Annotated in this window: 12 protein-coding genes; 1 reads left to right on the top strand and 11 read right to left on the bottom strand. The window is 50.9% G+C overall.

Annotation, left to right across the window (positions count from 1 at the left end):
- Nucleotides 1–117 precede the first annotated feature (117 nt).
- The 7 genes from ACN0YH_RS23435 to ACN0YH_RS23405 form a co-directional block, all read right to left on the bottom strand.
- Nucleotides 118–621: a hypothetical protein gene (locus tag ACN0YH_RS23435; protein ID WP_417382022.1), complete on the bottom strand. Its 504-nt coding sequence runs from the start codon at nucleotides 619–621 to the stop codon at nucleotides 118–120.
- Nucleotides 622–713: 92 nt separating this feature from the next.
- A complete protein-coding gene (locus tag ACN0YH_RS23430; RefSeq protein ID WP_417382021.1) occupies nucleotides 714–1,643 on the bottom strand; it encodes a TIGR01777 family oxidoreductase in 930 nt (309 codons plus the stop codon).
- A 35-nt stretch (nucleotides 1,644–1,678) separates the two neighbouring features.
- The gene (locus ACN0YH_RS23425; RefSeq protein WP_417382020.1) at nucleotides 1,679–2,479 is read right to left on the bottom strand and encodes a DUF1559 domain-containing protein; all 801 of its coding nucleotides are present in this window, start codon (nucleotides 2,477–2,479) and stop codon (nucleotides 1,679–1,681) included.
- A 305-nt stretch (nucleotides 2,480–2,784) separates the two neighbouring features.
- The gene (locus ACN0YH_RS23420; protein WP_417382019.1) at nucleotides 2,785–3,450 is read right to left on the bottom strand and encodes a GAP family protein; all 666 of its coding nucleotides are present in this window, start codon (nucleotides 3,448–3,450) and stop codon (nucleotides 2,785–2,787) included.
- Nucleotides 3,451–3,545: 95 nt separating this feature from the next.
- The gene (locus ACN0YH_RS23415) at nucleotides 3,546–4,049 is read right to left on the bottom strand and encodes a hypothetical protein (RefSeq protein ID WP_417382018.1); all 504 of its coding nucleotides are present in this window, start codon (nucleotides 4,047–4,049) and stop codon (nucleotides 3,546–3,548) included.
- A 98-nt stretch (nucleotides 4,050–4,147) separates the two neighbouring features.
- On the bottom strand, nucleotides 4,148–5,128 hold the full coding sequence (locus ACN0YH_RS23410; protein ID WP_417382017.1) for an alpha/beta hydrolase: 981 nt from the start codon (nucleotides 5,126–5,128) through the stop codon (nucleotides 4,148–4,150).
- Nucleotides 5,129–5,205: 77 nt separating this feature from the next.
- Nucleotides 5,206–5,775, bottom strand: coding sequence for a hypothetical protein (locus ACN0YH_RS23405; protein ID WP_417382016.1), 570 nt, complete (start codon nucleotides 5,773–5,775; stop codon nucleotides 5,206–5,208).
- 274 nt (nucleotides 5,776–6,049) lie between these two features.
- Between ACN0YH_RS23405 and ACN0YH_RS23400 the strand changes: the two genes are divergently transcribed.
- Entirely contained in the window at nucleotides 6,050–9,913 is a 3,864-nt protein-coding gene (locus ACN0YH_RS23400; RefSeq protein WP_417382015.1) for a PVC-type heme-binding CxxCH protein, read from the top strand.
- Between the two features lie 85 nt (nucleotides 9,914–9,998).
- Here ACN0YH_RS23400 and ACN0YH_RS23395 read toward each other — a convergent pair whose 3' ends face one another.
- The 4 genes from ACN0YH_RS23395 to ACN0YH_RS23380 form a co-directional block, all read right to left on the bottom strand.
- A complete protein-coding gene (locus ACN0YH_RS23395; RefSeq protein WP_417382014.1) occupies nucleotides 9,999–10,775 on the bottom strand; it encodes a hypothetical protein in 777 nt (258 codons plus the stop codon).
- 64 nt (nucleotides 10,776–10,839) lie between these two features.
- Nucleotides 10,840–11,784: a hypothetical protein gene (locus tag ACN0YH_RS23390; protein WP_417382013.1), complete on the bottom strand. Its 945-nt coding sequence runs from the start codon at nucleotides 11,782–11,784 to the stop codon at nucleotides 10,840–10,842.
- A gap of 69 nt (nucleotides 11,785–11,853) precedes the next feature.
- Nucleotides 11,854–12,735 (bottom strand): hypothetical protein, encoded by an 882-nt coding sequence (locus ACN0YH_RS23385; RefSeq protein WP_417382012.1) that lies wholly within the window; start codon nucleotides 12,733–12,735, stop codon nucleotides 11,854–11,856.
- 38 nt (nucleotides 12,736–12,773) lie between these two features.
- The gene (locus tag ACN0YH_RS23380) at nucleotides 12,774–13,658 is read right to left on the bottom strand and encodes a hypothetical protein (protein WP_417382011.1); all 885 of its coding nucleotides are present in this window, start codon (nucleotides 13,656–13,658) and stop codon (nucleotides 12,774–12,776) included.
- Nucleotides 13,659–13,671 lie beyond the last annotated feature (13 nt).

Below are 13,671 nucleotides of genomic sequence, written 5' to 3'. Positions count from 1 at the left end.
ATGTCTCTGGAAACGCTTTAGAAAAACGGCACTCAATCCCACTCTGACTGCTGCAGAAGGAACGGCGTTTTTGATTCACAGCGAATCAGATGCTTGCCAGGCCTGAATAGCCTGACTTCAATCCCGGCCAGGTTCTTCTTTCTCTGCAGGTGCAGGATAAATCCAGGTTCGCTGAAAATCATCTTCGAAGATCAGTTGTTTTTTGCCTGTGTACTGGATTTCTTTTGACATCGTTTTTTGCTGAGACGATTCGTTGAGCATTGTTTTTTCGAAATGATAGTGATCGCCTTGTTCGTCTGTTTTCAGATACGTCCACGTCACTTTGACACTTTCGCCCGGTAGTTCCGTTCCCATAGTCGCGCCATGCGTAACGGTGGTGTTGGCAGAGGTTTTCTGCGGACTGAATGTGGTTGTGGTCGACGGACCTTTTTCATATTTTTCCAGTCTCACCAGCACAGGATGGTACAGAGGCTCTGGAGTCTCAGTCGAAGCTGTCTCTTTTTCCGGCTGCACTGAAACAGCAACATCTTCTGTAGCAGGCAGATCCCCGACCGTTGTTGTCGATGACTCACAGCCTAAAAGGGACATCAGAAAAAGAAGTGATCGTGTTTGATATTTCATTGATCGATTCCTCAATATACTCATCGTGGTTGAACTCTCCCGTTATGACTCTTCCATGTTCAGGGGTATGTGTTTTACTTTCGTTGCATGTTCTACTTATTGTTTTCATAAATATTGAGCAGGGCAGATTCCAGATCAGAATAGGAAAACTCAAACCCCTCTTCACGCAGCCGACGGGAGACACAGTAGCGGCCATACAGCGCCAGTTCGGGATCGGTCCGCATCAACAGCGGCGCGCCGATCCGTACCATCCAGCTTGCCGCGGGCAGACCGATCGGCCTGTTGAGTGCTTTTCGTAAAGCGCGCATGAACTCGGCATTCGAAACCGGTTCCGGAGCCGTTGCCAGGTAAGCCCCCTGCATACTGTCATCGCTGATCGCACGAAAGAAGAGGCGATTCATATCCAGTTCATGAATCCAGCTCATCCCCTGCTGACCACTGCCTACAGTTCCCCCCAGTCCCCAGCGAACGAGTTTACTCAGCCGCGACAAAGCACCACCGTTGCGGCCGACGACAAAACTGGTACGCAGAATAACCTGCCGCATCTCAGGCAAAACCGATCGGGAATAAGCGGCTTCCCATTCCTGCGCCACGAAAGGAGCCAGGCCATAGCCGAAGGCGGAGTCTTCATCGCAGACGCACTCCGGGGGATCGCCATAGCGATGTGCTGTCGACATCTGCACCCAGACCGGAGGCGGCGAGGAAATCTTCCGCACTGCTTTACCGAGCACCTCCGTTGCTTCCACACGCGAGCGCAGTATTTCGTCACAGTGATCGGGAGTCTTGATGCAGTCAACCGTGCGACCGGCGAGGTTCACAATCGCAGCCGCTCCCTCGAGTTCCCTGCACCACTCACCAACGCTGCGGGTATCCCAACGCACAAACCGCCAGGCCCCCTGCCGTTTTGGTTGTTGTCGTGATAGAACTACAACGTCATAGTCGAACTCTGTCAGGTATTCTGCCAGGTTCGAACCCAGAAATCCGCTGCCACCAGTGATCACAACTCGATTTGTCGTTTGCATACTGAGGAGCTTTGTCTTGAAGAAGCTTACTGCTGTTAAAACCGATACGGCACGCCGGGAATGTCAAAGGTATCAGACTGATCTTTGCTGATGTATGCTCTCAGGGCATCTGGTGAGACGGAATCAGAAATAAAATGCACCGCACCATCACAGCTGAGCGTCAGATAACCGTGAGCAGTGAAGCCACCAAAGCGGGGAACGGTGGCGTCTTTCGAGTAAGCGATGTCAACCGGTTTTGTCCAGGGAGCCCTGCTCCGCGACTCAACCAGCATCAGAGCTGAAGCGGGCCAGCCTTTGATGTCCGTGTAGCTGGTGACTTCGTCAGCGTCAAAAGCCGTCCCTTTTCCGACTACAGCATAGTACGCGCTTGCAGTGGAATCGGGTTGGTCACTGGGGTGACGATAAACGGGCGGCATGCTATCAAGGACCTTCAGGTTTTCGGGGCTGTCCCAAGGCTGATTGATATCGTAACCACAGTCTTTAATCGCCGCATTATACAGTTCTCTGTCCATGCGTTTGAGTTGATTCGGGTCAATGCCCTCTACATAGTGCTTGAGCACCGGCAACAATTCGACCCGCCAACTGTGCGGCGTATTCCCATCCGAGGCATAGACCACCGCCGACGGAAACCGGTCAAACAGGTCATGATAACCGTGCATGGCCAGTCCGATTTTCTGCAGATTTTTGTATCCGGCCGTTTTCTGAGAGAGCTCTTTAGCCGCTTCGTACGTTTCTGGTTCCTGAAATGTCTGATGTGCCGGTTCCTCTGTTAAAGCCAGTCGGCCCCCAAAGAACGCCACGATAAAAAGAACTAATATAATAAACTGCTTCGACATGCTGTGATACTCCTGATTAATGTAGGAAGCGTTTACTCAGTGCGAGAGTGGTGTTCTTTCATTACGAGACATGATTCATAGAAAAACTTCAGCGGATTTTTTCTGTTTAAAATCAGGGAAAGACTTATGCGTTCTTCACTTCGCTTTGCATCAGTTTAAACCTGGGCAAGTCCGAATTGGATTCTGCGTCTGGATTTCGAACCAGTGTCCCCGGAAACAGCAAGGTCACCGCTCCACTCTAAACGATTTGAGTGATGGCGGAACCCGAGGGCTCTATCATATCCGATCTGACAATCGGAAATCTATTAAAACATTTCGTATCCGGTCACAAAATAAATCATCGAGTCGACGATCAGCGCCAGCCCGACCAGCGTCAGCAGAATGGGCATCAGAAAATTGCTGATGCTGACCAGCCACGAATTGATGGTGCGTAAGATTTCCTGACTCTTCTGACCGGAAGTAGCAATCAGCACGGGAACCAGGGCAAACGGCAGTGCATAGAGTACGTTGTACGCCGCTAATACGCCCAGCGCCGATAGCGGCGTCAGGTCGGCCTTGAGCATTTGATCTAACGCAGCAAAATAGGGGAGCGCGAAAGGCATGCCCATGAAACTGACTACCGCCCCCAGGCCGATTGCCTTGAGGGGTGTCACCGTTCGGCTTTCTGCTGCCTGTTCTGTGTTTTCTGTTTTCCAGGACAGGTAGCCCACCCAGAGCAGAATCACACCAATCACAAAGCCGATGATGTAATCGATCTGTTGTGGATTCGAGAGGTGATCGGAGATCTGTTCGATGCCGACCGCGATCACAATTCCTGCGAGATAATAGGCCAGCGTATGCCCCAGCAGGACACCGCAGGTGTTGACCACAGGACGTTCAGTACCAGCGGCATAGACCAGAAAGGCGAATAAGACCGGGTTGATGACATCCGCAATCAGAATCGGAATCAGGGTCATCCAGAGCTCAAACACAGACTCACATCCTTTTGAAGTCTCAAACAAATACGCGATCATCCCCGGGCCAATCTCAGGATATCTTATAGCATTCACTGACAGCGGGGATCAACTCAGACGGCGTCTGCTGTCAGATTTTCATTCAGGACCAGCGCGGTCTCGTTAAGTGCTGACTCGATATAATCACGATAAATACAGCCCCAGAATGATTTTGTTTCCAGGGTATGTAGTTTACCGGTATCGCGTTCCAGCAAGGCCGGAGCATGGAACACACACCAGCGTTTTCGATAGGTATTTTTCACATCAGCAATCAACGCTTCAGAAAATGGGCCACCCACATAGATCGGCAGTAAAGCGTAGCCGCATTGAAAACCGAATGGCAGAATGGTGTTTTTATGCTGCCCGGCAAATTCTCGTAAGGCCGCATAGTCATCCAGAATCGCCTGGTAATTATCAGGCGTCCGCTCGATGATAAACACATATGTCACCAGCTGAGTTGCAATCCAGTCCAAGCGGAATGGCTCCTGATGTAGCACCAGCACTTCCTGATCGGCGTAGTTCCACGAATGTACTCGCCAGCCTTTGTTTCGAAATTGAGTCGTAACCTGGGACACCATTGTCTGCCTCCTTTGTTGAATCTATTCACACACTCTATATATCAGGATAACGCAGCTACAGACAAATTGTTCAGATTACTTTGAACAATTGTCTGATTTCACTGCATGTGATCATGCATAAAGGCAAACGCCCGCTGGTAGGCAGCTTCGATCTGTGTCGGATCGCCGCCCGCCAGTCCGTGTTCGGCATTGGGGATTGTGATTAGCTCGTGTTCAACGCCCTGCTGCTGCAATTGCTCCGCCATCAACGTCGATTGTTCGTAAGGTACATCGGTGTCTTTCGTGCCATGCACCATCAGTGTGGGAGGATATTCTTTCGTAACATTCTTCAGGGTCATGTACGGATAAAATTTTTCCGGTTCACTGTGATGGTCCCAGCCAGCCACTGCTTCTGGCCAGATTCCATGCTGGCGACAGTATTGATAAAATGAACCGCGTTTTTTTTTGCTCTCCCGGGAATCGGCAATCGGTTTTGTGCCGACTTGCTGATACGCTTCGGCTTTCGTCAATTTGGTCTGATGCCGCGCATGCGGGCTGGGCTTGCCGATCCAGTCGCCGATCAAATCGCCGTACCCCCAGAACGGGACCAGTACGGTCGGCCTGGGTTTCGCCCGGTAGCCGGCGACCATCGTCAGACAGCCTCCCGCAGAACCGCCCGAGACAGCGACCTTACTGATATCGACATTGAATAGCTCCGGCCCCTTTTGATGCAGCCAGGTAAAACCATCTTCCAGATCCGCGATGATTTCCGGCAGTTTCGTTTCCGGGGCGAGACGATAATCAAACGAAACGACCGTGTAACCCGCCCCCAGCATATCCCGTAATACGCGGCCACTCACACCACCTCGATGCCCGACAATCAACGCACCACCATGGAACCAGACCATCACAGGCCGCGTTTGATTATCGTCGGCCCGGTAGACATCCGCTTTGATCTCCAGCTCACCCACTGTTTTGTACGTGAAAGTTTTCACTTTGGGCTTGGCCGATTTTGTATGGCCCACTGCAGGCAGACACAATGCAGAGGCAGAGGCGGCGCAAATTCCCAGCATCCGACGACGATTAAAGACTTCTGACATGAATTTCTCCTGAAAGCGAAGGTCCGTGCTACTCCCAAGGTATCAGATCCAACCGGCGGGAAGCAAACCGGAAACCATTATCGAGCAGAAAAACAGACCAGCAGCACCACCAGTGTTGCTACGGCCAAAAACATGAACCAGGCGCTTTGTTCTGAAACACGTTTCGGATCCCGCCACCAGTCCTGAAATGAACCGAGTCGATGCCAGAGCAAGAAACCGGCGGGAACGGTTAAGAGTCCAAAGCCCCACATCACCCACAGAGGCGTACCGGTCTGCAACATCACGCCACAGTCGCCAATCCCTTCCATTGCACCGCCAGCAATATAAGCGCCATTCGCGATCAGACAGAAGCCGGCGAAAAACTGCAAGAGCGAAACTACGGAAGTCTGCAACAGATGCCCTGTCAGCCAGAACAATAGAGGCAGCAACACCCCCAACACAGGCCCCGCCCAGACAACCAGCGCAGGTGCGGGATTGACGGAGAGATCGGTTCGCGAAATCGAAAACGGATGCAGAACCACCCGCGAAATGGAACCTCCCGTAAAGACTCCTCCCAAAACGTGTCCCAGTTCGTGGACCCCCATCATCGCCAGCCAGCAGCCACAGAGCAGTGAGATGATGAAAACCAGTTGAGAAATACGCGACATGCAGGCGAATCCAGCTCAGGGTGAAAAACCGGGAATCTGTATGTTTCAAATTACCAGAAAACGGGTACCGACGAAAAGAGATTCTTCAGTCTATCTTTATTTATTACATAGACTTAAGGCATATAGAGATTCGCCAGCGCCTGACTCAGCAAAGTGAACACTTCTTCGCAAAAAATTACTTTTGACGGGTGACATTGCATTCAGAGGGCTGTTATTATGAAGGACCACCATTATTTAATTTCCTTTAGTTTTACCTCACAAAGAAGTGGTCCTCATGCTCAATAGAGTGATTTTGAAGCACGCGCTCTCACTGTTTGTCGTTCTCGGTTTCTGCAGTCTGTTCGTTTTCCCGCTCCCCGGTGAAGAGAAGACTGATTCTAAAAAAGCAGCGACTCCCGCTGACCAGCCTCTGATCCTGTTTATGATTGGGGAAGAAGGTTACAAGACGGCCGAAAGCCTGCCTGCCTTTGCCAAAGAGCATCTTCAACCTCTCGGATTTCGTACCGAGTTTGTGTTCGCCGACAAAGACGACCCGAATTCGTTCCCTGGTTTGAAAGCGCTTAAAGAAGCAGACCTGCTGTTCCTGAGTGTGCGTCGAAAAACATTACCGGCCGCCCAGATGAAACTGCTTCGCGATTATCTCGATTCCGGTAAACCGCTGGTTGCCATTCGCACTTCCAGCCACGGCTTTTCGCTCAGCAAAGGGAAACCGGCGGACGGATATGTCGAGTGGAAGAACTTCGACACGGAAGTACTGGGGGGCGAATACGCGGGCGACTTTAATAATAAAACTCCCACGGATGTGACCACCCAGCTGCGGGCCGAACAGGACCCGATTATGGTGACGGTCCGCAATAAGTACTTCCGCAGCGAAGGTTCGATGTATAAGAGCACGAACCTCAAAAGCTCAACGAAGACATTATTAATCGGCCTGTCCAACGTGGACGGACAACCGGTCCATATGCCTGTGGCCTGGACGAACCGTTATAAAAAATCGCTGGTGTTTTATACGTCACTCGGGCACGCCAGCGATTTCAAAATCAATACTTTTACGCACACCCTGGTTAACGCCATCTACTGGTGTCTGAAACAGGCACCACCCCAGGTGGATGTCGCCGGGAAGATCACCCGTGATCGCTTCAAGAAGAATGTCGCTGCCAACGAGCAGGTCGACAAAGTCATGAAAGCTTTTAAAGGCAAAGGGGAAGTTGGCGACGAATCTGACCCGACTCCTCCCGAACAGGCGGTCAAACTGTTTCAGGTCCATAAAGACTTTGAAATGGAAAGCATTGCTGCGGAGCCCGAAGTCATGCAGCCTCTCTATTTAAGCTTTGACCATCGTGGTCGAATGTGGGTCGTACAGTACCTGCAGTACCCGTTTCCCGCTGGCTTGAAAGTCGTTAAATACGACCAGTACCTGCGAGCCGTCTTCGATAAAGTCCCCCCCGCACCGCCAAACCACTTCAAAGGAGCGGACAAAATTTCGGTGCTCGAAGACACTGACGGCGATGGGACGTTCGATAAAATCAAAGACGTGATTACCGGTCTGAATATTGTCTCCGCAGTCACGGTCGGCAAAGGCGGAATCTGGGTCTTGAATCCTCCTTACCTGCTGTTCTATCCCGATGCCGACGGCGATGACATTCCCGACGGCGATCCTGAAGTCCATCTCTCCGGCTTCGGTCTGGAAGACACGCATTCTGTTGCCAACAGCATCAAGTGGGGCCCCGATGGCTGGCTGTACGGCGCGAACGGCAGTACGACCACCGGGACCGTCAGTTCGGCCGTCACAAAAAACGTGCACTTTAAAGGTCAGATGATCTGGCGATATCACCCCGAAACAAAAATCTTCGAAATCTACGCAGAAGGGGGCGGAAATACCTTCAGTGTGGAAATCGATTCCAAAGGCCGCGTCTTCTCCGGTACGAATAACGGAAGTACCCGCGGCATGCATTATGCCCAGGGCGGATATGCTCATAAGAACTGGGGCAAACATGGTCCGCTGACGAATTCATACGCCTTCGGATATTACGAACATATGCGGCACAAAGGTTACCAGGAACGTTTCAGCCAGACCTTCTCCATTTATGAAGGGGGCGCTTTCCCGCCAAAATACAACGGTGCCGTCTTCGCAGCGAACTCACTGCATAACCGCGTGATGGCCAGCAATCTGATTCCGGATACATCCACTTTTCGAACAGAAGATATGCCTCCGATCGTGATGACGCAGGACCGCTGGTTCCGCCCTGTTGATATCAAGGTGGGCCCTGATGGCAGCGTGTATCTTGCCGACTGGTATGACAGCCGCCTGACGCACGTCGACCCCCGCGACAACTGGCACAAAACCAGCGGCCGTATCTATCGTCTCAAACCAACCGACTATCAGCCCCTCAAACCATTCGATCTTTCCAAACAGACCAATGCGGAACTGATTGAAACCATGGGCCACAAAAACAAATGGTTCCGTCAGAAAGCCGTGCAGGTGATTGGCGAACGCGGTGACACATCGATGGTTCCCTCGTTACTGGCAATTGCAAAAGATGAGAATGACGATCGCTGCCTGGAAGCACTCTGGGCGTTGAATCAACTCGGTGCGTTCAACAAAGAGCTGGCGCTGGAACTGCTGGGACACCGCGATGAACACATGCGTCGCTGGACGATCCGACTGCTCGGCGATTCCCACACCAGTTCGAAAAAGCTGACTGAGTCACTGGTCGGTCTTGCGAAAACGGAACCTTACGCCGAAGTACGATCGCAACTGGCATCCACGGCTAAACGACTCCCCGCAGAATTGGGGCTCGCGATTACCGCCGAACTCCTGCAGCGGGAAGAGGATCTGCAGGATCTGCATATTCCCCTGCTGTTGTGGTGGGCCATCGAAAGCAAAGCCACTTCCGATCGGGAACTGGTTTTACAATTGTTTTCGAAGCCAGGCTTCTGGAAAGTTCAGATGGTGCAGGATTTCATTCTCGAACGCATCATGCAGCGATATGCGATGGCGGGTGGCGATGAAAATTACGCGATGTGTGCCCAGTTGCTGAAGCTGGCGCCTTCAGATCAGCATAAAGAAAAACTGATGGTGGGCATGCTGGAAGCATTCCGCGGCCAAAAGATCGACAACCTGCCTGAAGAACTCAGCAAGGAACTGGTCGAATACCAGAAGAACCTGGGAGAATCGGACCTGGCTTTAGCGTTAAGGCTAGGAGACAAGGAAGCGACCCAGCGCGCCTTGAAAATTGTTGCAGATAAAAATGCAGATCGTCCGACGCGTCTGACTTACATTGAAATCCTGGGACAACTCAAAACCAAAGAAGCCGTCGGACCGCTGACGGCAATCCTCTCGTCATCCGGAGCCGACACACACTCGTTAAAACGAGTGTCGCTGCAGGCATTGATGAATTTTAAAAACCCGAGTATCGGGAAAAATATCCTGGCCCGCTACCACAGCACACTACTCGACGAACACGATGTTCGCAGCACGGCGCAGCGGGTGCTCGCCAGTCGTAAAGCGTGGAGCAAGCAGTTCCTCGCTCAAGTCGACGCGTGGCGGATCAAGGCCAATACAATTCCCCTGGATGTCGTGCAACAGATGTCGCTGCATGACGACCCGGAGATCAAAGCCAGTATCAAGAAGCACTGGGGTAAAGTCCGCGGTTCGACTCCTGCAGAAAAACAGCAGGAAATGAAGCGGGTGTCCGAACTGGTCAAAGCGGGCGGCGGGGAATTCTCAGCCGGGAAAGTCCTGTTTAATAAAACGTGCGCCGTCTGTCATACACTATACGGCGAAGGGGGCAAAGCCGGCCCGAAACTGACGGGTTACGAACGCGACAACCTGGACTTCATGCTGCTGGCAGTTGTTGACCCGAGTGCCGCCATTCGTGAAGAATTCACCAACTTCCTGGTTGTCACGGACGACGGGCGGACGGTGACGGGGCTCATTGATGAGCAGACGACCAAGACACTCACACTGCGAGATGTCAAAGGGCAGACCGTACTCATCAATAAAGATGAGATCGAAATTCTCAAGGCTCTGGATCTGTCACTGATGCCTGATGGACTGACCAAAACCATGAGCGATCAGGAAGTGAAGGACCTGTTCAACTATATTATGAGCCGCACACCAAATGGCGGTAAATAACGAGCATAAAAATGGAGCGGGCTGCTCCCCTCGGCCTGCTCCATTTTTTATGCGTCGGTTTTCAGAAGCTGCGGTCCGCCGACTTCTACTGCGCTGCCTGGGCTTTTCTCAGATCCTGTAACAGTTTTACGATCGCTTCGTGTGCATGATAGGTCTGGCTGATTACCAGTGATTTACTCGGTTCATGTATCGAAATGGTCCCCCCTTTAAACTGGAAGTTATAGACCTGGGCATCCTGGCCGGAGGAACCATAAATGGGGGCCAGCTGGTCAATGCCACTTGGTTTCCACTCTCCGAGACGTGCGTTGCGAATTACCAGTTCCAGGGCGGTGTAGCCATCCGGGCTGGAACTGCATAAATCGCCCACGGGATAGACCCGCGTCTTGAACATTCGCGCCGCTCGTTCCTTTGTAGTTATCAGAACCATTTCCTTGTCGACCACATACGTCAGATCAAGAGGGTCCAGAATATAATCCAGCACATTTTGCAGGGATTGATCTGTGAAATTGACATCGATCATTTCTTCCCGGGTTACGCCGGCCTCTTCCAGATATTTGTCCTGCAGGAGAATCGGAATATTATGCAACTCCGAAAAATATACCATCGTTTCATACAGAGGGATCTTGGGAAAATTTGCATGGGTATCCCGCTTCAGCATGCTGTCGATCAGTTCTTCACGTTTGGTTAACACGGGATAAAAGACGGGCTGTGCTTTCATAGCAACTTTGGGTAATTCGGCCTTCTTATCCGGCACCGCTGCTATTTCTTCTGCCTGAATCGCCAGTGTCAACGCCCCGAGTAACAAAGCTCCCATACCTACAGACGGTAAACAGGAGCGACTGTGGTTCTGATTTCTACTCATCGCTATATCCTTTCACAGATTATTTCGATTCGAAATTGTTCAGCTGATTCCTGGATTGGTTATGTCATTTACTGTCCTGTTGGGCCTGGCGGAGCTGTGTCAGTAATTCGACAATCGCATTGTGGGCATGATAAGTCTGGCTGATCACCAGCGCATGGGACTGCTGCACCACGGAGATTGTCCCCCCCGGTTCATCCGCGTAAGCAGCCTGTGATCCACCCCCGCCACCAAAACCGGCACCAAAACCGCCACCACTCCACAGGCCATCCCCCAGGCCACCTCCTAATCCACCTTGAACGTTAAAAAAACCTGAGCCGCCACTTCCCTTCAGTCCCTGATTGGGATTCGAGTTACTCAATTTGGTAGTGATGCGAACTGGTTTCCAATTTCCCAGATTGGCATTCTGGATAGAGGTACCCAGGACCAGGTAATCTTCATCAATGATGCATAGATCGCCTACCGGATACACCCTGGTTTTGAACGTTTCCGATGCAGACTCTTTTGAGAGGACCTGAATCAGTCCTCGATCGACGATAAACGTCAGATCCAGCGGGTCCAGGATCTGTAACAAGGCATCGCTGAGGCTGATTTCAGAAAAATACACATTGATGAGCTCATCTGGGGTGATTCCCAAATTATTTTCCAGGTCTTTCGCCTGGATCACGATGGGCACTTTATGTTTTTCACTGAAAAAGGTCATCACATCTGCCAGAGGTGATTCTACAAAGTCGGCATCGGTATTCATTTTCAGCGCCACTTCAAATGTCTGTTCGCGGGCAGTGAGCGTCGGGTAGAAGATTGGCTTTGCCCCTTTCGCTTTTTCCTGGTCTGCGGGCGCGATCGTTTTCGAAATGGCATTCACCGTCGGCTTTTTCGCTGAAGTCTCCTGCGGTTTCTGCTTTTCTTCAGCGTTTACCGTGATGATAAAACCTGTCGCAACCAGGCAACTCAACAGTATCATCGCGAAGTTTTTTCTCCGGCTTCCCATATCGGTTAGCTGTTTCATCATTTTCTCCTGCTGTAGATATCTCTTGATTTACTTGAATTTTGAATCTGTAATCGGGTTGAGATACGTTAACTATTCAGTAGCCTTGGCTTCTCTGATTTGAGTTAACAGATCTACAATGGCATTGTGTGCGTGATACGTCTGTGTGATGACCAATGCTTTACTTTGTTGAACCATCGTAATTGTTCCGCCGGCACCATTTTCGTAAAGCAATGGGTCGATACTTTCTCCTCCCTTAAAATTCCCACCTGGTATACTGAAAAAACCTCCTCCTGCGGGACCATGGCTAGCGGCTTGTTGTGTCTGGGCAGCAGTCTGTTCAGGAGCGCAGACAGATTTCCGCGACCGCCATTCACCGAAGTCTGCATTTCTGAGTGCGGATTCCAGTGTGAGATAATCCTCAACGGTCCGGCAGAGATCACCAACCGGGTACACACGCGACGTCAGTTTCTCACTTGCTTTAATTGAAGTCGTAATCTTCACAACTCCATGTTCCACAATATAAGTCAAACCGATGGGCTCTAAGATGAGTTCCAAGGTATCTCGCAGGGCAATTTTTTCGATACTAATATTCACTGGTTCTTCAACGGTTAAACCTTCCTCTCCCAAATCATTGCCGAAAATGAGAATGGGGATGTCATGAGTCTCCGAAAAGAAGTCCATGACTTCAGACAAGGGCTGATCAAAAAAAGTACAATCAGTTTCTTCTCCCAGCGCTTCTTGAATTTTCAGTTCACGTTTTGTGAGCGCCGGAAACGATCTCTGCCGGGTTTTCTTAACCTGCTGTTGTGACGTCGCTGTTTCAATTGTGGCTGTTTCCTGGGCAGGAGACTTCTCTGCTGCAGGAATCGCAGTATTTTTCTTCACTTCTGCGTTTACCGCCATCACGCCGCACCCGACTGCCAGACAAACCAGTATTGCAGCACAAACATTCTGTTTTCGTAACCAAATCATAATCAGTCCCCTGTTTTGAAAAATGTGACAACTGAGAATCACTTTGCTTCAGAACTCTGGCTTGCCTGATCCTGGCGGACCTGCCTGAGCTGACTCAATAACTCCGATATTTTGAAGTGCACTCGATCTGTATCGTTCACCACCAGTGCCTGACACTGGGGAACGATGGAAATACTGCGACTTGAATACGGCACAGATGATTTTCCGGTTGATTTCCCGGAACCACCAATTACCAGATCATCGACCGGATAAGTTTTTTGTCGCATCGATAAAGGTGGCAGGCAGGTATTGCGGATCACGTTTTCAAGCGCCGCGAATTCCTCGGGGGAATTGCCTAAGTCGGCGACAGGATAGATCCGTACTTTCAAAGTACGATGCGCTTCTTCAATCGTCGTAATCTTCAGCACTTCCTGATCGATTACATAATCCAGCCCGAGCGGCTTTAAAATGATGTCGAACGCGGACTTGAGTTTAAGCCCACTCAGCGACACATTCACGGGCTCTTTGGCGGTGAGGCCATCCTGTTTCAGGGCCAGCGCATCCAGATAAATATTGATGCCATGCTGGGTCTGAAAGAAGTTCAACACTTCAACTAAAGGCGTGTCGGAAAACTCCGCTTTGGTCTCGGCGTGAAGTTCCTGCTGAATCGTATGCTCGTATTTGGTCCATGGTGGATAGAAAGGCTGAACGATCTTGATTTCCGAAGCTGTTATCTGCTTTTGGATCCGTTGAAGTGGTGGACTTTCCTGTGGCAGGGCAAACAGGTCTTGAGCCTGCGTTTCCTGATTCAACTCAGGCGAGCTATCGGGATTCGCAGCCCTGGTATTTTGTTCCACCTCCGCGCTGACGGTCATCAAAACCCAGCCCGCTGAGATACACAGTAACAAAACGAACAGGTGATTTCGCTTCAAGAACCATTGCATTATGAAAACTCCT

Source organism: Gimesia sp., from assembly GCF_048262075.1.
Lineage (GTDB): Bacteria > Planctomycetota > Planctomycetia > Planctomycetales > Planctomycetaceae > Gimesia.
This window is presented reverse-complemented; position numbering and strand designations above follow the sequence as displayed.

Bases quoted from the DNA above. Each gene is read 5' to 3' on its own strand.
- ACN0YH_RS23435 (WP_417382022.1), bottom strand. From the start codon at position 621: ATGAAATATCAAACACGATCACTTCTTTTTCTGATGTCCCTTTTAGGC.
- ACN0YH_RS23430 (WP_417382021.1), bottom strand. From the start codon at position 1,643: ATGCAAACGACAAATCGAGTTGTGATCACTGGTGGCAGCGGATTTCTG.
- ACN0YH_RS23425 (WP_417382020.1), bottom strand. From the start codon at position 2,479: ATGTCGAAGCAGTTTATTATATTAGTTCTTTTTATCGTGGCGTTCTTT.
- ACN0YH_RS23415 (WP_417382018.1), bottom strand. From the start codon at position 4,049: ATGGTGTCCCAGGTTACGACTCAATTTCGAAACAAAGGCTGGCGAGTA.
- ACN0YH_RS23410 (WP_417382017.1), bottom strand. From the start codon at position 5,128: ATGTCAGAAGTCTTTAATCGTCGTCGGATGCTGGGAATTTGCGCCGCC.
- ACN0YH_RS23405 (WP_417382016.1), bottom strand. From the start codon at position 5,775: ATGTCGCGTATTTCTCAACTGGTTTTCATCATCTCACTGCTCTGTGGC.
- ACN0YH_RS23400 (WP_417382015.1), top strand. From the start codon at position 6,050: ATGCTCAATAGAGTGATTTTGAAGCACGCGCTCTCACTGTTTGTCGTT.
- ACN0YH_RS23395 (WP_417382014.1), bottom strand. From the start codon at position 10,775: ATGAGTAGAAATCAGAACCACAGTCGCTCCTGTTTACCGTCTGTAGGT.
- ACN0YH_RS23390 (WP_417382013.1), bottom strand. From the start codon at position 11,784: ATGATGAAACAGCTAACCGATATGGGAAGCCGGAGAAAAAACTTCGCG.
- ACN0YH_RS23385 (WP_417382012.1), bottom strand. From the start codon at position 12,735: ATGATTTGGTTACGAAAACAGAATGTTTGTGCTGCAATACTGGTTTGT.
- ACN0YH_RS23380 (WP_417382011.1), bottom strand. From the start codon at position 13,658: ATGCAATGGTTCTTGAAGCGAAATCACCTGTTCGTTTTGTTACTGTGT.